This window comes from Streptomyces sp. NPDC093261 (assembly GCF_044753645.1).
GTDB lineage: Bacteria > Actinomycetota > Actinomycetes > Streptomycetales > Streptomycetaceae > Streptomyces.
In genome coordinates this window covers 260,322-276,939 of sequence record NZ_JBIVNO010000006.1, presented here as the reverse complement: position 1 = coordinate 276,939, position 16,618 = coordinate 260,322, and the positions used below count along the sequence as shown (strand labels likewise).

Sequence of the window (16,618 nt, the reverse complement as noted above, 5' to 3'; positions counted from 1 at the left end):
GGGGCGTGCGGTGAGACGCCGGGGGGTGTGACGGACGGCGGATGACGGGGCGCGCGACGGGCGATGGAGGCGTACGACGGACGACGCGCGACGGAGCGTACGACGCGCGACGGAGCGTACGACGGACGACGGGGGCGTGCGGTGGGGCGGGGGGCGTGCGACGACACGAGGGGACGTACGGCGTGACCTGGCGACTCGTGTGAAGTGGAGCCGAATGCGAGGGCAGTTAGGCCACTCTGTGTTTGACTTGTCTCTCTGTGGGCATGTCGACAAAACGCTGAAGTGACCTCACTGGCTGCGGTATACCAGGTGTACCCAGGTTGCAGGTGGTGCGACGATGGACGTTATGGGGGACAAGGCAACTCTGTTCGAATCAGGGCGAATTGTGAGGCCCGCCGAGCGGGACGAGGTGGGCGAAAAAGGTGACGCCGTCGAGACCGGTGAGGCCGTCGAGGAACTGCGCCACCGGCTTGCCGCGGAGGCCGGCGACGTCGAGGCGATGAGCGTCCTCGGCGCCATGCTGCTGCGCCGTGGCGATCTGGACGGCGCCGAGCCCCAGCTGCGCGCCGCCACCGCCGCGGGTGACCGTGCCGCGGCCAACAATCTGGGTGTCCTTCTGCACCAGCGGGGATACGCCGACGAGGCCGCGGGCTGGTGGCGGGTCGCCGCCGTCGCCGGGTCCGCCGCGGCGGCGCACGCGCTCGGACGGCATCACCGCGAGCGCGGCGACGAGCCCGCAGCGGAGTACTGGCTGCGCCAGTCGGCGGAACAGGGCCACACCCTCGGCGCGTACGCGCTCGCGGATCTGCTGGAGCACCGTGGCGACGAGGGTGCCCAGCGGTGGATGCGGGCCGCCGCCGAGCGCGGGCACCGCGAGGCCGCCTACCGGCTGGCGCGGGCGCTGGACCACATGGCCTTCGAGGCTCAGGAGACCGGGGATGACAACGGTGTCGGCGCGTCCGCCCTGGAGGAGGCCGAGCAGTGGTACCGGCAGGCTGCCGCGCGCGGACACCGCCGGGCCGCGCTGCACCTCGGGGCGATCCTGGAGAAGCGGGGCGAGCTCAAGGAAGCCGGGCGCTGGTATCTGACGAGCGCCAAGGACGGCGAGGCGCGGGCCGCGTGCGCGCTCGGCTTCCTGCTGCGGGACGCGGGGGACACCGAGAGTGCCGCCGTGTGGTGGCTGCGGGCCGCGCAGGAGGGCGACGGCAACGCGGCGAACGCGCTGGGCGCGCTGCACGCCGAGCGGGGCGAGACGCAGACCGCCGAGCGCTGGTACCGGGCGGCGATGGACGCGGGTGACGTCAACGGCGCCTACAACCTGGCGTTGCTCTGCGCGGAGCAGGGACGCACCGCGCAGGCCGAGCAGTGGTACCGGCGGGCGGCCTACACCGGCCACCGTGAGGCGGCGAACGCGCTCGCCATCCTGCTGCTCCAGGGCGGGGACACGACGGGCGCCGAACCGTGGTTCTCCAAGGCCGCGGAGGCGGGAAGCGTCGACGCCGCCTTCAACCTCGGGATTCTGCACGCCGGACGCGGCGACGAGGAGACGGCGCTGGCGTGGTACGAGCGGGCGGCGGCCGCCGGGCACACCGAGGCGGCCCTCCAGGTCGGCATCGCGCGGCTGCGGGAGGGGGACGAGCAGACGGCCGAGCGGCATCTGCGGTGCGCCGCCGGGGGCGGCAGCGCCGAGGCCGCCTACCGGCTGGCCACCGTGCTGGACGCGCGCCGGCCGCCCCCGCCCGCGCACGAGCTGGGAGAGTCGTCGCAGGAGAAGAGCGAATGCGAGGAGTGGTACGAGCGGGCGGCGACGCAGGGACACCGGCGGGCGCAGGTGCGGGTCGGCATGCTGGCCGCGGCACGGGGCGATGTCGTGGAGGCGGCCCGGTGGTACCGCGAGGCGGCCGAGGGCGGATCACGCAACGGGGCGTTCAACCTGGGGCTGCTGCTCGCCCGGGAGGGGAGCGAGCCGGAGGCCGCGCTGTGGTGGACACGGGCGGCCGACGCGGGCCACGGCCGGGCGGCGCTGCGGCTGGCCCTTGTGTACGCGCGGCGCGGGGAGCTGGCGGAAGGGCAGCGGTGGGCCGACCGGGCCGTGTCGCTGGGGCCCGCCGAGGTCGCCGAGCGGGCCGCGCGGCTGCGGGATGCGCTGCGGCAGGAGCTTTCGGCGTGACGGACCGTCGCGGCGGGACACGGCGGGAACCCGGCGGGAACCCCCGGAGCCCTGGGCCCCGGCCCGGACCCGTCGGCCGACCCCGGGCTCACTGGCCCCGGGCGACCGACCCCGGGCGACCGGCCAGGCAGAGGACCACTCGCGGGCGGCCCGCGGAAGTGATTTGCCTCGGTCCACACTGTTGACGTAATGTTGCGTTCACCGACGCGGGGTGGAGCAGCTCGGTAGCTCGCTGGGCTCATAACCCAGAGGTCGCAGGTTCAAATCCTGTCCCCGCTACTGAAGTCCAGGGCCGGAATCCGAAAGGGTTCCGGCCCTGGCGCGTATACGGCCGGTGATCGCCCACCCTCCCCGGTGGCTCCCGGTCGCGGCGGTTCTCGGTCGCGGCGGTTCTCGGTCACCGGCTCCCGGCCGTCGGAGAACGATTCCTGCCCGCCAGAGCACGGCTCTTGCCCGTCCGTGAACAGACCGGTTTCCTGCCCCCGGCGAAGCGTACGCAAGCGGCCCCTGGGGAAGATCACCCGCCATGGACGCGCCCCACACAGCGAACAGCCCCGGCACCTGTGCGGTGCCGGGGCCCCCGGGAGAGCCTGCGTTACGCCCTCGCGCAGTCCGGGCACAGCCCGCGATACGTCACCTCGACGTCCGAGACCGTGAAACCGAAGCGCTCCGCGGCCGGGAGGTCGGCCATCGGGTCGCCCGTCGGGTGGACGTCACGGATCGCGCCGCAGCGGGCGCAGACCAGGTGGTGGTGCGGCCGGTGGGCGTTGGGGTCGTACCGCTTGGCGCGCCTGTCCGTGGAGACCTCGAGCACCTCGCCGAGGGAGACCAGCTCACCCAGCGTGTTGTACACGGTCGCCCGGGAGATCTCGGGCAGCCTGGCGACAGCCCTCGCATGTACCTCGTCGGCCGTCAGGTGGACGTGTTCACCGTCGAGGACCTCGGCTACGACGCGCCGCTGCGCGGTCATTCGCCATCCGCGTCCGCGCAGCCGTTCCAACAGGTCACTCATACAGACCAGCCTAACAGCAAGGGGACCAGGTCCCGAATGGGTGTGACTTTGGAACTTTGCTTGACTTAGACATTGTCCATTGTAGGATCGAGATCGGCTTTGGCCAAGCGACCGGGTTGGTCAGAAACGACGCAGGAGGCGCAGTGACGCAGGGACCGCTCACGACGGAAGCCGGTGCTCCGGTAGCCGACAACCAGAACAGCGAGACCGCGGGCGTCGGCGGCCCCGTTCTCGTTCAGGACCAGCACCTTCTGGAGAAGCTGGCCCACTTCAACCGGGAGCGCATCCCGGAGCGCGTCGTGCACGCCCGTGGCGCGGGTGCGTACGGCACCTTCACGGTCACCGCCGATGTCACCCCGTACACGCGCGCCAAGTTCCTCTCCGAGGTCGGCAAGCAGACCGAGGTCTTCCTGCGCTTCTCGACCGTGGCGGGCAACCTGGGTGCCGCGGACGCCGTGCGTGACCCCCGTGGCTTCGCGCTGAAGTTCTACACCGAAGAGGGCAACTACGACCTCGTCGGCAACAACACCCCGGTGTTCTTCGTCAAGGACGCCATCAAGTTCCCCGACTTCATCCACACCCAGAAGCGCGACCCCTACACCGGTTCGCAGGAGCCGGACAACGTCTGGGACTTCTGGGGCCTGTCGCCGGAGTCCACCCACCAGGTGACGTGGCTGCACGGCGACCGCGGCATCCCGGCGTCGTACCGCCATATGAACGGCTACGGCTCGCACACCTACCAGTGGAACAACGAGGCGGGCGAGGTCTTCTGGGTCAAGTACCACTTCAAGACCGACCAGGGGATCAAGACCCTCACCACCGACGAGGCCAACAAGCTCGCCGGTGAGGACCCCGACTCCCACCAGCGCGACCTGCGTGAGGCCATCGAGCGCGGCGAGTTCCCGAGCTGGACCGTGCAGGTCCAGATCATGCCGGCGGCGGACGCGGCGACCTACCGCTTCAACCCGTTCGACCTCACCAAGGTGTGGCCGCACGCGGACTACCCGCCGATCGAGATCGGCAAGCTGGAGCTCAACCGCAACCCGGAGAACATCTTCGCCGAGGTCGAGCAGTCGATCTTCAGCCCCGCCCACTTCGTGCCGGGCATCGGTCCCTCCCCGGACAAGATGCTCCAGGGCCGCCTCTTCGCGTACGGCGACGCCCACCGCTACCGCGTCGGCATCAACGCCGACCACCTGCCGGTGAACCGCCCGCACGCCACCGAGGCGCGCACCAACTCGCGTGACGGCTACCTGTACGACGGCCGCCACAAGGGTGCGAAGAACTACGAGCCGAACAGCTTCGGCGGCCCGTTCCAGGCGGACCGTCCGCTGTGGCAGTCGTTCAACGGCTTCTCTGCCGCCACCGGCAACCACGAGGCCCCGGTCCACGCCGAGGACAACGACTTCGTGCAGGCGGGCAACCTCTACCGCCTGATGTCGGAGGGTGAGAAGGAGCGCCTGATCGCCAACCTCGCGGGCGCCATCTCGAAGGTCTCGCGCGACGACATCGCCGAGCGCGCGATCAACAACTTCCGTCAGGCCGACGGAGACTTCGGCAAGCGCCTGGAGGCCGCGGTCCAGGCCCTGCGCGGCTGACCCGGGTTGGACCGCTTGTCGTAGGGAGCGGGCCGGCATCCCCGAGGGGGTTCCGGCCCGTTCGCGCGTTCGCCGCCGGCGCCGGGCGCGCGGGCCGGCTAGGGGGCCGTGGCGGGGACCCGGTGCCGGGCCGGGGCCCAGCAGCGGATGATGTCGCGGACCGAGACGACCCCGACCGGTTCGTCGCGGTCGAGCACGATCAGATGCCGGAAGCCGCCGTGGGCCATGGCGGCGGCGGCCTCCTCGAGGGTCCATGTGGGCGTGGCGAAGACCACGTCCGTGGTGGTGTGGGCATCGGCCCGCTCGGTGTCCGGGTTCTGGCCGAGGCCGACCGAGTTCAGGACGTCACGTTCGGTGAGGATGCCGGGACCGCCGGCGTCGGGATCGAGGACCACGGCCGCGCCGACGCGGCGGGCGGACATCAGGGTTGCTGCCTGGCGCAGGGTGTGCGCGGGGCCGATGGTGAGGACCATCGTGCTCATGGCGTCGCGGACGAGCATGGGCGGAGCCACCTCCTGGGTGTGCCGGAATGCACTGGCTCAGGGCCCCGGATCCGATGGATGCCGCCCGCCGGAGGCGCCTGTTCCGCGCTTCACAATTTCACAAGTGGGGGATTCCCAGGTTCGCAGGCAAAGCGCGGGTCAACAAGGGGGCGCACGTCGTGAGTTCAGGGGCGCTCGCGGTGCACAACAGCACCGATGGTGTCCTAGTAGCGGTCGTTCAGGTAGTCGAGCAGGGTGTCGTGGAGCAGCCCGTTCGAGGCCGCCGCATTCCCGCTGTGCGGGCCCGGCCGGCCGTCGAGACCCGTGAAGGAGCCGCCGGCCTCGGTCACGACGATCGCGTTCGCCGCCATGTCCCACAGGGACAGCTCCGGCTCGGCACAGATGTCCACCGAGCCCTCGGCGACCATCATGTACGGCCAGAAGTCGCCGTAGCCGCGGGTGCGCCACACCGCGCGCGTCAGGTCCAGGAAGCCGTTCAGCCGTCCCTGCTCCTCCCAGCCCGACAGGGAGGAGTAGGCGAAGGAGGCATCGGACAGCGTCGCGACGCGTGAGACATGCAGCCGGGACGCCGAGGACAGGCTGCGGCCGGTGAACGCGCCGTGGCCCTTGGCGGCCCACCAGCGGCGGCCCAGTGCGGGCGCGGAGACGACGCCGACGACCGGCTGGTAGCCCCCCTCGCCCGCCTCCATCAGGGAGATCAGGGTCGCCCAGACGGGCACTCCGCGGACGTAGTTCTTGGTGCCGTCGATCGGATCGACGACCCAGCGGCGCGGCCCCGTGCCCTCGATGCCGTACTCCTCGCCGAGGATCGCGTCCCGCGGCCGGGCGCGCTGCAACTGGCCACGGATGAGTTCCTCGGCGGCCTTGTCGGCCTCGCTCACCGGCGTCATGTCCGGCTTGGTCTCGACCTTGAGGTCGAGGGCCTTGAAGCGGGCCATGGTCGCGGCGTCCGCCGCGTCCGCAAGTACATGGGCGAGCCGCAGGTCGTCGAGATAGTCGGGCATGAGCGAACCGTATCCGCCCCTTCCCGGGAAGGGCCACACGACCCAGGGATCTTCCGGGATCCCCGATGTCCCGGCCGTCTGGGCGCCGACGGCCGCCCGCCGCGGTGACCCGGCCCGGTGGCGCGATCACGGCGTGCGCGGCCGGAAGGCGCTCCCCGACGCCGTCGCGAACCCTTGACAGTGCTGGTGCGCACGTCAAATCTGTGCGTCAGAGCCGCCGGCCCGAGGGAGGCGATGATGCCTGCTGCGCGGGAATCCCTACTGGACGCCGCCTACACGTCGCTCGCGCGTCGCCCGTGGTCCGCCGTGCGGATGGTGGACGTGGCCGTGGCGGCCGGTGTCTCCCGCCAGACCCTCTACAACGAGTTCGGCAGCAAGGAGGGGCTCGCGCGGGCCCTGGTGCGGCGGGAGGCGGACGGCTATCTCGCCGGTGTCGACCGGGCGCTCGCCGTGCACACCGACCCCCGGGAGCGGCTGGCCGCGATCGCCGAGTGGATGACGTCCGCCGCCCGCGGCAATCCGCTCGTCCGCGCCATGCTCACCGGCTGCTGGAGCGAGCGGCTGCCCACGCCGACGCTCTCGGCCGTGCCGTCCACGTCCGCGGTGCCCGCGCAGCGCCGGGCCGACGGGCCGCTGCCGTCCCCGGCGGACTTCGTGTCCCTGGTCCGCGACCGCGCCGTCACGGCGGTGGCCGGACCGGTGGCGACCAAGGCGGAGGCGGTGGAGCTGGCCCGCGTCTGCGAACTGGTCGTACGGCTGTCCCTGTCCTGTGTCGCGGCTCCGCCGGGGGAGGGCGGGGTCACCGAGCTGGTGCGTCAGGCCCTGCCGCGGCCGGTGCGGTGAGGGCGCGTCCACGGCCCCGCGGTTCCCCGCCCCCTGAAGGGGGCGTTCGTCAGTGGGTCGAACCGGACAGTTGCAGGCCGATCACGCCCACGATCACCAGCGTGATCGAGACGATCTTCAAGGTCGAGACGAGGTCGCCCAGGAACACCATGCCGTAGATCGCCGTTCCCGCCGCGCCGATCCCGGTCCACACCGCGTACGCCGGACCCACGTCCAGCTTCCTCAGGGAGAGGGTGAGCAGGCCGAAACTGCCGAGGGCGAAGCAGCAGAAGGCGGCCGTGGGCCAGAGTCTGGTGAACCCGTGCGAGAGCTTGAGGCAGACGGCGAATCCGGTCTCGAGGAGCCCGGCCACGATGACCAGCAGCCACGCCATGTCTCGTCCTCCCGTGTCACCACGACGACTGCCTCGTTTGTCGGTCAGGCCCGGTGCGAGTTAAGCAATTACCTGCGTGCGGAGGACGCAAACCCGAGCAGGCCAAACGCTGGGTGTCCCGGGGAGGTCAGTCCCCTTCCCTCCGCTCGCGCGTGGCCAGCAGCCGCCGCAGCGAGTACAGCCGCGCCGGATCCGCGTGGCCCCCGGCCACCCAGGCGTCCAGCGCGCAGTCCGGCTCGTCGTGGCTGCACGCCCGCGGGCAGCCCTCCGTGCCGGGCACCAGGTCCGGGAAGGCGTGGATGACACGGGAGGGGTCGATGTGCGCGAGGCCGAAGGACCGCACGCCCGGGGTGTCGATCACCCAGCTGTCGCCACTGCCCGCCAGGGGCAGCGCGAGGGCGGACGTGGTGGTGTGCCGCCCGCGGCCGGTGACCGCGTTGACATGGCCAGTGGTGCGCCGCCGGTCCTTGGGCACCAGAGCGTTGACCAGCGTCGTCTTGCCCACACCGGAGTGCCCGACGAACGCCGTGATCTTGCCGTCCAGCTGCTCGCGCACCCGGTCCGCCGCGTCACCGCTCTCCAGCTCCTCACGGCTGGTGACGACGTACGGGATGTCCAGCGCCCCGTACAGCTCCAGGAGCTTGTCCGGTGGGGCCAGATCCGACTTCGTCATCACCAGGAGCGGTTCGAGGCCGCCGTCGTACGCGGCGACCAGACAGCGGTCGATCAGACGCGGGCGCGGCTCCGGGTTGGCGAGGGCGGTGACGATGGCCAGCTGGTCGGCGTTGGCGACAACCACTCGCTCGTACGGATCGTCGTCGTCCGCCGTACGGCGCAGGACGGAGGAGCGTTCCTCGATGCGCACGATGCGGGCGAGGGTGTCCTTCGTGCCGGACAGATCGCCGACGAGGGCGACGCGGTCACCGACCACCGCCGCCTTGCGCCCCAGTTCCCGGGCCTTCATCGCGACGACCGCACGCCCGTCGACGAGACAGGTCAGCCGCCCGCGGTCGACGGTGAGGACCATGCCCTCCGCCGCGTCCTCGTGCTTGGGCCGGATGCTCGTACGCGGCCGGTTGCCCTTGCGGTTCGGGCGACTGCGGATGTCGTCCTCGTCGGTGTGCTTGCCGTAGCGGCGCATGATCTCGTCCGCCCGTCAGTTCCCGAGCATCCCGGCCCACAGCTCGGGGAAGTCCGGCAGCGTCTTGGCCGTCGTCGCCACGTTCTCGATCCGCACGCCGTCGACCGCCAGGCCGATGACGGCGCCCGCCGTGGCCATCCGGTGGTCGTCGTAGGTGTGGAAGACGCCGCCGTGCAGGGGGCGCGGGCGGATGTGCAGGCCGTCGGCGGTCTCGGTGACGTCGCCGCCCAGCTCGTTGATCTCCTTGGTGAGCGCGGCCAGCCGGTCCGTCTCGTGCAGCCGCAGATGGGCCACCCCGCGCAGGGTGGACGGGGAGTCCGCGAGGGCCGCGACCGCCGCGATGCCCGGGGTCAGCTCGCCGACCTCGCCCAGGTCCACATCGATCCCGTGGAGGGCACCCGAACCGATGAATTCGAGGCCGCGCTCGGTCAGCTCGCAGGAACCGCCCATCTCGGTGAAGATCTCGCGCAGCCGGTCGCCGGGCTGGGTCGTGTGGGCCGGCCAGTCCGGGATGACGACCTTGCCGCCGGTGACCAGCGCGGCCGCGAGGAACGGCTGGGCGTTGGAGAGATCCGGTTCGACGGTCAGGTCCCGGCCCAGCAGGGCGCCCGGCGTGACCCGCCAGACGTTGGCCTCGCCGCCCGACTCGGGGGTGTCCACCTGTGCGCCCACCGCGCGCAGCATGTCGACGGTCATGCGGATGTGCGGCATGGAGGGCAGCGTCGCGCCGGTGTGGCGGACCTCGACGCCCTGGTTGAAGCGGGGGGCGGACAGCAGCAGGGCGCTGACGAACTGGGACGAGGAGGACGCGTCGACGGACACCGGGCCGCCGTCCAGCGCGCCGCCGCCGTGCACGGTCAGCGGCAGGGCGCCGCGGCCGTCGTCGTCGATGCGGGCGCCCAGGACGCGCAGGGCGTCGATCACGCCGTTCAGCGGGCGCTCGTAGGAGCGGGGGTCGCCGTCGAAGCGGACGGGGCCGTCGGCGAGCGCGGCCACCGGGGGCAGAAAGCGCATCACGGTGCCGGCGTTGCCGACGTCGACCGTGGCCGGGCCGTGCAGTGCGGCCGGGATCACCCGCCAGGTCTCGCCGGAGCCGTCGGGGCCCACCCCCTCCTCGATGCCGACGCCCAGCGCGCGCAGGGCACCGGCCATGAGCAGGGTGTCGCGCGAGCGCAGCGGGCGGCGCAGCCAGCCCGGCTCGGAGGCGAGCGCGGCGAGGACGAGGGCACGGTTGGTGACCGACTTGGACCCGGGCACGTGGACCGTCGCATCGACGGCTCCGCTCGCGTGCGGGGCGGTCCAGAGGGCGGTGTGTGCGGGGTTAACGGTCATGCGCCCCACTGTAGTGGTTGGTCCAGTCCGTAGATCTTGATCAATAACGGCGAAACCGGAGCGAAACCCTGGTCTGGTAGTGGCCCGGAACGTGCGGCCGTGGCCCGTCAGAGCCGCAGCAGCCACTGTGCGCCGCCCATCAGCGAGCACAGCGACACCACGTGGAACAGGAAGAGCCACATCGCCGCCGGTACATGGGTGAGCCGGGACAGCTGGTCCGCGTCCGAGTCCCCGGCGCCCCCGCGCGAGCGCTTCGACTGGAGCTCGAAGGCCGGGCGTACGCCGCCGACCAGCAGGAACCACACCACCGCGTACGCGAACGCCGCCTGGACCTGGGGACCGGCCAGCCAGGACACCAGCAGGAAGGTGCCGCCGGTGAGGACCACGGTCAGCGCCCCGTACGCGTTGCGGATCATCACCAGCATGGCCAGCAGCAGCACGGTGGCCAGCCACAGCAGCAGTGTGATGTGCCCGGTGGCGAGCAGCGCCGCGCCCCCCAGACCGAGCAGCGGGGGAGCGGTGTAGCCCGCGGCGGCGGTGAGGATCATGCCGAGGCCGTACGGCTTGCCGCGGCTCACGGTGAGGCCGCTGGTGTCGGAGTGGAGCCGGATGCCGGTGAGCGTACGGCCGGTCAGCAGCGCGATCAGTCCGTGGCCGCCCTCGTGCGCGATGGTGATGGCGTTGCGCGCGATCCGCCAGGCGCCCCGGGGGACGACCACGGCGAGGGCGGCGACCAGGGCGGCGATCACCACCCACAGGTCGGGATCGGGCTGGCTTCCGAAGATCCGGTCCCACAGGTCGGGGAGGGCGCTCAGCGAGGTCGAGGCGAGGCTGTCCATTGCGGTGAGTGGCTCCTGGGGTGTCGGCGGATCTGGCAGGGTGGCACGTATGTGCGGACGGTATGCAGCGAGTCGCAGGCCTGAGGATCTCGTAGGAACCTTTGACATCGAGAAGTGGGAACCTGAGGAGACCCTGGCGCCCGACTACAACGTGGCCCCGACCAAGCAGGTCTACGCGGTCCTGGACCGTCCCCTGAAGGACGCCGACGACGAACGGCCGGTTCGCCAGCTGCGGAGTCTCACCTGGGGCCTCGTCCCCTCCTGGGCCAAGTCGCCCGAGGGCGGCGCACGGATGATCAACGCACGCGCGGAGACGGTGCACGAGAAGCCGTCCTACCGGCGTGCCTTCGCCGCCCGGCGCTGCATCGTCCCGGCCGACGGCTACTACGAGTGGGTCACCGGCGCGCAGGAGCGCGACCTTGAGGTCGAGGGCCGGAAGAAGCGGCCGCGCAAGCAGCCGTACTTCGTGCTGCCCGCCGACGGCTCGGTCTTCGCGATGGCCGGGCTCTACGAGTTCTGGCGGGACCGGACGCTGCCCGACGACCACCCGCGCGCCTGGTGGGTGACCTGCTCGGTGATCACGACGGAGGCGGAGACGACCCCGCTGGCCGTCGCCCCGGCCGAGGGCCCGCGCTCCCTGGCCGACATCCACCCGCGCATGCCCCTGATGCTCACCCCCGACCGCTGGGACGCCTGGCTCGACCCCGCCCGCACCGACCCGGACGACCTGCGCTCCCTGCTTCAGCCGCCGCCCGCCGGCCTGATGCGCGCCTACCCGGTCTCCACGGCGGTCAGCAATGTCCGCAACAACGGCCCGGAGCTGCTGAAGGAGCTGGAGGCCCCCGAGGAGGGCACACTCTTCTGACGTGTCCCCTGACGTGTCCCCGAGGGGGCGCGTGACGTGCCCCCGAGGGGACGCGCGGGACCGAGACGGACAGTGCCGCACAGGGCGGCCGGAGGGCGGCGGACGTGGCGGATGTGACGCAGAGCGTGCAGACCGACGCCGGTACGGCCCGTGTCACCTGGCACCGGGCGAGAAAGCCCGCGCTGGTGCTCGCCCTCGGCCACGGCGCCGGGGGCGGCGTCGAGGCGCGCGACCTCCAGGCGCTCGCCGGGGTACTGCCCGCGCACGGCGTGACCGTCGCGCTCGTCGAGCAGCCCTGGCGTGTCGCCGGCAAGAAGGTGGCCCCCGCGCCGAAGACGCTGGACGCGGGCTGGCACGGGGTGTGGCCCGCCCTGGCGGCACCCGGGCTGCCCGTGATCGCCGGCGGGCGCAGCGCCGGGGCCCGGGTCGCCTGCCGCACGGCCGCCGGGCTCGGTGCCGTCGCGGTCCTCGCGCTGAGCTTCCCGCTGCACCCGCCGGGCCGGCCCGAGAAGTCCCGCGCCGGGGAGCTGCTGGGCGCGGGCGTGCCCACTCTTGTGGTCCAGGGCGGCCGGGACCCCTTCGGCAGGCCGGAGGAGTTCCCGCGGGGCTCCTACGGGATCGTCGAGGTGCCGGACGCCGATCATGGCTTCGCGGTGCCCAAGCGCGCGGATCCCGGCCAGGAGCAGGTCCTTGGGATCATCACCCACGCGGTGGCGAAGTGGGCCATGTCACTCGCGTCGTTCGGGTGACGCCCGGGAATGTTGCGGGGCGGACCACTGTTGTGCGGGTCAGACAGCACCGGCCGTGCTGCACCGTACGACGAGAGGGAGTCCGCCGCATGGGTTCGACCATCTGCCCGAGCCGCAGCAGCAGCGCTGACCTGGACTGGACGGTGCTGCACGCGGCCAGGGCCGCTTCTGTTCGGGCGGCGGCGGGCAAGGGTGTTCGTCTATCCTCCGATCTCAGTGGGACCGGTTTCGGTTCTGCCACGTCGCTGGAGGAGGTGGGTCCGGTCACCGGTACCGACGCAGGGACCGAACACGGCCAGGCGGAGCAGCCCGAGGGCCGGGGGACGGGCGCGGAGTCGTCCGCCGAGCGCAGTGCGCGCTTCGAGCGGGACGCGCTGGAATTCCTCGACCAGATGTACTCCGCCGCGCTGCGCATGACGCGCAACCCGGCGGACGCCGAGGACCTGGTGCAGGAGACGTACGCGAAGGCGTACGCGTCCTTCCACCAGTTCCGCGAGGGCACCAACCTGAAGGCCTGGCTGTACCGGATCCTCACCAACACGTTCATCAACTCGTACCGCAAGAAGCAGCGCGAACCCCAGCGCAGCGCGGCCGAGGAGATCGAGGACTGGCAGCTGGCGCGCGCCGAGTCGCACATGTCGACCGGTCTGCGCTCCGCCGAGTCGCAGGCGCTCGACCACCTGCCCGACTCGGACGTCAAGGAGGCGCTCCAGGCGATCCCCGAGGAATTCCGCATCGCCGTCTATCTCGCTGACGTAGAGGGCTTTGCGTACAAGGAGATCGCGGACATCATGGGGACACCCATCGGTACGGTGATGTCCCGGCTGCACCGGGGCCGCCGTCAACTGCGCGGCATGCTCGAGGACTACGCCCGAGAGCGCGGGCTGGTCCCGGCCGGCGCCGGAGAGTCGGACGAAGCGAAAGGCTCGGGCTCATGAGCTGCGGAGAGCCGCACGAGACGGACTGCAGTGAGGTCCTCGACCATCTCTACGAGTTCCTCGACAGTGAGATGCCGGACGTAGACCGCACGAAGATCCAGCACCACTTCGAGGAATGCTCGCCGTGCCTCGAGAAGTACGGCCTGGAGCAGGCCGTGAAGAAGCTGGTCAAGCGGTGCTGTGGCCATGACGATGTGCCGAGCGACCTTCGGGCGAAGGTCATGGGCCGCATCGAGCTGATCCGCTCGGGCCAGACGGTGCCCGAGCACGATGTGACGGCGACACCACAGGAGTCCTGAACGTCCGTTCGAGGACGGTGGTCAATCTCAGAGGGCCCGTCACTCGAATGTGCTAATCCGTGGGTCATAGGCCCACGGATTCCCCCAAAGCCACCCCCCTGGGCCGTGCTCCCCTCTAGGCTCCCGAGCCTGAACGGGGCATGACCGGATCCAGCCGGTCCGGCACAACGGCGCGGGTTCGGGGGAGGTACGACATGGGGCCGGTCCGGCCGTCGGCAACCGCTTTCGTCGGGTGCGCCCTTCTCGCCGCCCTGGTGTGCGTGGCCCGCCTGCCCGATCTCCCGGTCTCCTGGTGGGCGGTCGCCCTGCTCGCCGCGCTCTACGTCGGCTGCGAGCAACTGCCCCTGCCCCGGGCCCTCGGCCGCACCCGGGCCGGGCGGACGCGCACGTCCCCCGGCGGACACCGGGCCCTGGAGGGCATGGGCACTTTCTATCCCGTGCTGCTCGCCGGGGCCTTTCTGCTGCCACCCGCGGCCGCCGCGTTCGTGCCGCTGCCCGGTGCCCTGCTGGCCCATGTCGCCGAACGGCCGTCATGGCTGCGCCGCGGCTGGCGGGCCGCACGCCTCGCCCTCGCCGTGTGGGCCGCGTCCCGGGTCCACTGGTCCCTCGGTGGGCACGGCGCGGTCGTCGGCCCCCACTTCCCCCACGCCCTCCTGACCGCCGGGGCCGCGGTCGTGGCGTTCTGCCTGGTGCTCACCGTGCTCGACGGCGGAATCCTGGCGCTGGGCGCGGGGGCACCGCCCGCGTCCTCGAGGCAGCGGGGGAGGGCACCCGCGCGCACCGCCTGGCGCGGGCTGTTTCTGCGCTCCCTCGCGCCCGTCGCCGTGCACGGGCTGGCCGGGCTGATGATGGCCGTGCTGTGGCGCAGCCCCTACGGGCCGGTGACCGCGCTGCTCGTGCTGCTGCCCATGTACGTCTCCTGCTGGGCCTTCGCCCAGTACCACCGGGAGCGGGCCGCCCATCAGGCGACGATCCGCGCGCTCGTCCAGGCCGTCGACCTCAAGGACGGCTACACCCGCGGCCACAGCGAACGGGTCGGACAGGCCTCCATGATGATCGCGCGCGAGCTGGGCCTGGACGACCGCCGGGTGGAGGTGCTGCGCTTCGCCGGCATCCTGCACGACGTGGGCAAACTCGGTGTGCCCACCCGTTTGTTGCGCAAGGACGGTCCGCTCACCCCGGAGGAGCGCCGGATCATCGAGCTGCACCCCGAGTACGGCCACGAGATCGTCCGCGGCATCGGGTTCCTCGGCGAGGCCCGGTCCGCGATCCTCCACCACCACGAGCGGCTCGACGGCACCGGATATCCCTACGGGCTGAGGGGCCGGCAGATCCCGGAGCCCGCGCGGGTGGTCGCGGTCGCCGACGCCTTCGACGCCATGACGTCGACCCGCTCCTACCGGCGCGCCCGGCCCGTCGCGGCCGCGCTGGAGGAACTGCGGCGGTGCGCGGGCACACAGTTCGACCCGGCGATGGTGGACGCGCTGATCCGCGCGCTGGAGCGATGGGGGTGCCCCGGCCCGGACGGTGACGGCGGGGGCCGGCACCCGGCGGTGACCGCCGACGAGCAGCACGGAAACGTACCGCCGCCGGTCCTGCCCCTGGCCGGTCAGCCGGCCGGGCGGGGGCACGGCGGGGGCGGCGCGTGACCGCCGGCCGCCGCCCCCTCGTCCTCGCCCACACGACCGCCGCGCTGCTCGCCGCGGGCTGCCTCGGCCTGACCCTCTGGCACGGCCTGGAGGAACCCGCCGTCGCCCTTGCCTTCGGGGTGCTCGTCGCCGTGGGGGAGCTGGCCCGGTGGAGCGGCAGCGACGAGCGGGAGCCCGCACCCCTCGGCGCGGCCGGGGCGCTCTCCTACGCCCTGCTCGGGCAGATCGCCGGGCGCCCCACCCACCACGGCGTCCCGCAGGTCGTCACCGTGGTCCTCGCGGCCGCGCTCGCGGGCTGTGTCCCGCATGTGGCCCGGGGGCGCGGCCCCACCGCCGACCACCTCACCCGCCGCCTGCTGACCGTGGGCTTCGCCGCCGTCTGCTTCCAGCCGGTCTACCGCCAGGTGGGACCGCACGGCTGGGGCGGCCCCGCATACACGCTGCTGGTCGTCGCCCAGCTGGTGCTCACCACCCTGTGCGACGCGGTGCTCGCCGCCGCCCTGGCGCACTCCCGGACCCGCTGGCCGTTCGGGCCGCTGCTGCGGGACGAACTGCGCGCGAGGCTCGGCATCGGCTCCGCCGTCTGCGCGACCGGCGCCGTGATGTCACCGGCCGTCGCGGTGGTGGGCCTGTGGGCGCTGCCCGTCTTCTCGCTGCCGCTGCTGCTCACCCAGCTCTCCTACCGGCGCTACGCCGCCGTGCGCACCACCTACCGGCAGACCATCGCCTCCCTGGCGCGCGCCACCGAGATCGCCGGGTACACGCCCGCCGGGCATGCCCGCCGGGTAGCCGCGCTCAGCCGGGCCGTGGGCCGTGAGCTGGGCCTGAGCGAGCCCGAGCTGACCGTGCTGGAGTACGCGGCGCTCATGCACGACATCGGGCAGCTCAGCCTCGTCGACCCCGTGCCGTCGGGCGCCACCGCCGCGCTGCCGGCCGAGGAACAGCGGCGTATCGCGCTGCTCGGCGGCGCCGTCGTCCGGCAGACCGGGGTGGACGCCGAGGTCGCGGTCGTCGTGGAGCGGCAGGCGGACCCGTACCGGGAGCAGCCGGTCAGCGCCAGGATCGTCCGGGCCGTGAACGCCTACGAGGAGATGGCGCGGGAGGAGACGGGGCCGGGGGGACCCCTCAGCGCGCTGGAGCGGCTGCGCCTCGCCTGCGCCCGCGAGTACGAGCCCGAGGTCGTGGAGTCACTCGCGAGAGTGTTGCAGAGAGACGGTCTGACCTTGCCGACAGCGGGGTAACCCATGGGTAATGAGCGCCCGTCCGGCGGTACGTGGTTGGATGCGAGGAGAGGTGTTCGGGG

Annotated in this window: 16 protein-coding genes and 1 tRNA gene; 10 read left to right on the top strand and 7 right to left on the bottom strand. The window is 72.3% G+C overall.

Going from position 1 to position 16,618, the window contains the following annotated elements:
• The first annotated feature begins 337 nt into the window (after nucleotides 1-337).
• Nucleotides 338-2,170, top strand: a complete 1,833-nt coding sequence (locus ACIP94_RS16720) for a tetratricopeptide repeat protein (RefSeq protein ID WP_402425596.1) — start codon at nucleotides 338-340, stop codon at nucleotides 2,168-2,170.
• 205 nt (nucleotides 2,171-2,375) lie between these two features.
• Nucleotides 2,376-2,449, top strand: a tRNA-Met gene (locus ACIP94_RS16715).
• 316 nt (nucleotides 2,450-2,765) lie between these two features.
• Here the strand turns inward: ACIP94_RS16715 and ACIP94_RS16710 are convergent.
• Nucleotides 2,766-3,182, bottom strand: coding sequence for a Fur family transcriptional regulator (locus ACIP94_RS16710; protein ID WP_402425594.1), 417 nt, complete (start codon nucleotides 3,180-3,182; stop codon nucleotides 2,766-2,768).
• A gap of 143 nt (nucleotides 3,183-3,325) precedes the next feature.
• On the opposite strand from ACIP94_RS16710, the gene ACIP94_RS16705 reads away from it, so the two are divergent.
• Nucleotides 3,326-4,780, top strand: a complete 1,455-nt coding sequence (locus tag ACIP94_RS16705; RefSeq protein ID WP_402425592.1) for a catalase — start codon at nucleotides 3,326-3,328, stop codon at nucleotides 4,778-4,780.
• 98 nt (nucleotides 4,781-4,878) lie between these two features.
• Here the strand turns inward: ACIP94_RS16705 and ACIP94_RS16700 are convergent, their stop codons facing one another.
• Together ACIP94_RS16700 and hisN are read right to left on the bottom strand one after the other, a co-directional pair.
• Nucleotides 4,879-5,280, bottom strand: a complete 402-nt coding sequence (locus ACIP94_RS16700) for a cyclic nucleotide-binding/CBS domain-containing protein (RefSeq protein ID WP_402425590.1) — start codon at nucleotides 5,278-5,280, stop codon at nucleotides 4,879-4,881.
• A gap of 206 nt (nucleotides 5,281-5,486) precedes the next feature.
• Nucleotides 5,487-6,287, bottom strand: a complete 801-nt coding sequence (gene hisN / locus ACIP94_RS16695; RefSeq protein WP_402425588.1) for a histidinol-phosphatase — start codon at nucleotides 6,285-6,287, stop codon at nucleotides 5,487-5,489.
• A 234-nt stretch (nucleotides 6,288-6,521) separates the two neighbouring features.
• Between hisN and ACIP94_RS16690 the strand changes: the two genes are divergently transcribed.
• Nucleotides 6,522-7,130, top strand: coding sequence for a TetR/AcrR family transcriptional regulator (locus tag ACIP94_RS16690; RefSeq protein ID WP_402425586.1), 609 nt, complete (start codon nucleotides 6,522-6,524; stop codon nucleotides 7,128-7,130).
• Nucleotides 7,131-7,179: 49 nt separating this feature from the next.
• Here the strand turns inward: ACIP94_RS16690 and ACIP94_RS16685 are convergent, their stop codons facing one another.
• The 4 genes from ACIP94_RS16685 to ACIP94_RS16670 form a co-directional block, all read right to left on the bottom strand.
• Nucleotides 7,180-7,503 (bottom strand): DMT family transporter, encoded by a 324-nt coding sequence (locus ACIP94_RS16685; protein WP_402425584.1) that lies wholly within the window; start codon nucleotides 7,501-7,503, stop codon nucleotides 7,180-7,182.
• A 127-nt stretch (nucleotides 7,504-7,630) separates the two neighbouring features.
• Nucleotides 7,631-8,644 carry a ribosome small subunit-dependent GTPase A gene (gene rsgA, locus ACIP94_RS16680; RefSeq protein ID WP_402425582.1) on the bottom strand — a complete coding sequence of 338 codons (1,014 nt, stop codon included), beginning with the start codon at nucleotides 8,642-8,644 and terminating at the stop codon, nucleotides 7,631-7,633.
• Between the two features lie 15 nt (nucleotides 8,645-8,659).
• Nucleotides 8,660-9,976: a 3-phosphoshikimate 1-carboxyvinyltransferase gene (aroA, locus tag ACIP94_RS16675; protein WP_402425579.1), complete on the bottom strand. Its 1,317-nt coding sequence runs from the start codon at nucleotides 9,974-9,976 to the stop codon at nucleotides 8,660-8,662.
• A 107-nt stretch (nucleotides 9,977-10,083) separates the two neighbouring features.
• A complete protein-coding gene (locus ACIP94_RS16670; protein ID WP_402425576.1) occupies nucleotides 10,084-10,815 on the bottom strand; it encodes a M50 family metallopeptidase in 732 nt (243 codons plus the stop codon).
• Nucleotides 10,816-10,864: 49 nt separating this feature from the next.
• On the opposite strand from ACIP94_RS16670, the gene ACIP94_RS16665 reads away from it, so the two are divergent.
• From ACIP94_RS16665 to ACIP94_RS16640, 6 genes are all read left to right on the top strand, one after another.
• Nucleotides 10,865-11,680 (top strand): SOS response-associated peptidase, encoded by an 816-nt coding sequence (locus tag ACIP94_RS16665; protein ID WP_402425573.1) that lies wholly within the window; start codon nucleotides 10,865-10,867, stop codon nucleotides 11,678-11,680.
• 113 nt (nucleotides 11,681-11,793) lie between these two features.
• A complete protein-coding gene (locus tag ACIP94_RS16660; protein ID WP_402425719.1) occupies nucleotides 11,794-12,429 on the top strand; it encodes an alpha/beta family hydrolase in 636 nt (211 codons plus the stop codon).
• 254 nt (nucleotides 12,430-12,683) lie between these two features.
• Nucleotides 12,684-13,367 (top strand): RNA polymerase sigma factor SigR, encoded by a 684-nt coding sequence (gene sigR, locus ACIP94_RS16655; protein ID WP_402425717.1) that lies wholly within the window; start codon nucleotides 12,684-12,686, stop codon nucleotides 13,365-13,367.
• Complete coding sequence (gene rsrA, locus ACIP94_RS16650) at nucleotides 13,364-13,666, top strand: mycothiol system anti-sigma-R factor (RefSeq protein ID WP_402425570.1); 303 nt, start codon at nucleotides 13,364-13,366, stop codon at nucleotides 13,664-13,666. The genes sigR and rsrA overlap by 4 nt, the downstream gene beginning before the upstream one ends.
• A 194-nt stretch (nucleotides 13,667-13,860) precedes the next feature.
• A complete protein-coding gene (locus ACIP94_RS16645; RefSeq protein ID WP_402425567.1) occupies nucleotides 13,861-15,315 on the top strand; it encodes an HD-GYP domain-containing protein in 1,455 nt (484 codons plus the stop codon).
• Nucleotides 15,312-16,556 (top strand): HD-GYP domain-containing protein, encoded by a 1,245-nt coding sequence (locus tag ACIP94_RS16640; RefSeq protein WP_402425564.1) that lies wholly within the window; start codon nucleotides 15,312-15,314, stop codon nucleotides 16,554-16,556. Before ACIP94_RS16645 ends, ACIP94_RS16640 begins: the two co-directional genes overlap by 4 nt.
• Nucleotides 16,557-16,618: the final 62 nt, after the last annotated feature.

Coding starts and splice junctions, on each gene's coding strand:
- ACIP94_RS16720 (WP_402425596.1), top strand. CDS start 338: ATGGACGTTATGGGGGACAAGGCAACTCTGTTCGAATCAGGGCGAATT.
- ACIP94_RS16710 (WP_402425594.1), bottom strand. CDS start 3,182: ATGAGTGACCTGTTGGAACGGCTGCGCGGACGCGGATGGCGAATGACC.
- ACIP94_RS16700 (WP_402425590.1), bottom strand. CDS start 5,280: ATGCTCGTCCGCGACGCCATGAGCACGATGGTCCTCACCATCGGCCCC.
- hisN (WP_402425588.1), bottom strand. CDS start 6,287: ATGCCCGACTATCTCGACGACCTGCGGCTCGCCCATGTACTTGCGGAC.
- ACIP94_RS16690 (WP_402425586.1), top strand. CDS start 6,522: ATGATGCCTGCTGCGCGGGAATCCCTACTGGACGCCGCCTACACGTCG.
- ACIP94_RS16685 (WP_402425584.1), bottom strand. CDS start 7,503: ATGGCGTGGCTGCTGGTCATCGTGGCCGGGCTCCTCGAGACCGGATTC.
- rsgA (WP_402425582.1), bottom strand. CDS start 8,644: ATGCGCCGCTACGGCAAGCACACCGACGAGGACGACATCCGCAGTCGC.
- aroA (WP_402425579.1), bottom strand. CDS start 9,976: ATGACCGTTAACCCCGCACACACCGCCCTCTGGACCGCCCCGCACGCG.
- ACIP94_RS16670 (WP_402425576.1), bottom strand. CDS start 10,815: ATGGACAGCCTCGCCTCGACCTCGCTGAGCGCCCTCCCCGACCTGTGG.
- ACIP94_RS16665 (WP_402425573.1), top strand. CDS start 10,865: ATGTGCGGACGGTATGCAGCGAGTCGCAGGCCTGAGGATCTCGTAGGA.
- rsrA (WP_402425570.1), top strand. CDS start 13,364: ATGAGCTGCGGAGAGCCGCACGAGACGGACTGCAGTGAGGTCCTCGAC.
- ACIP94_RS16645 (WP_402425567.1), top strand. CDS start 13,861: ATGGGGCCGGTCCGGCCGTCGGCAACCGCTTTCGTCGGGTGCGCCCTT.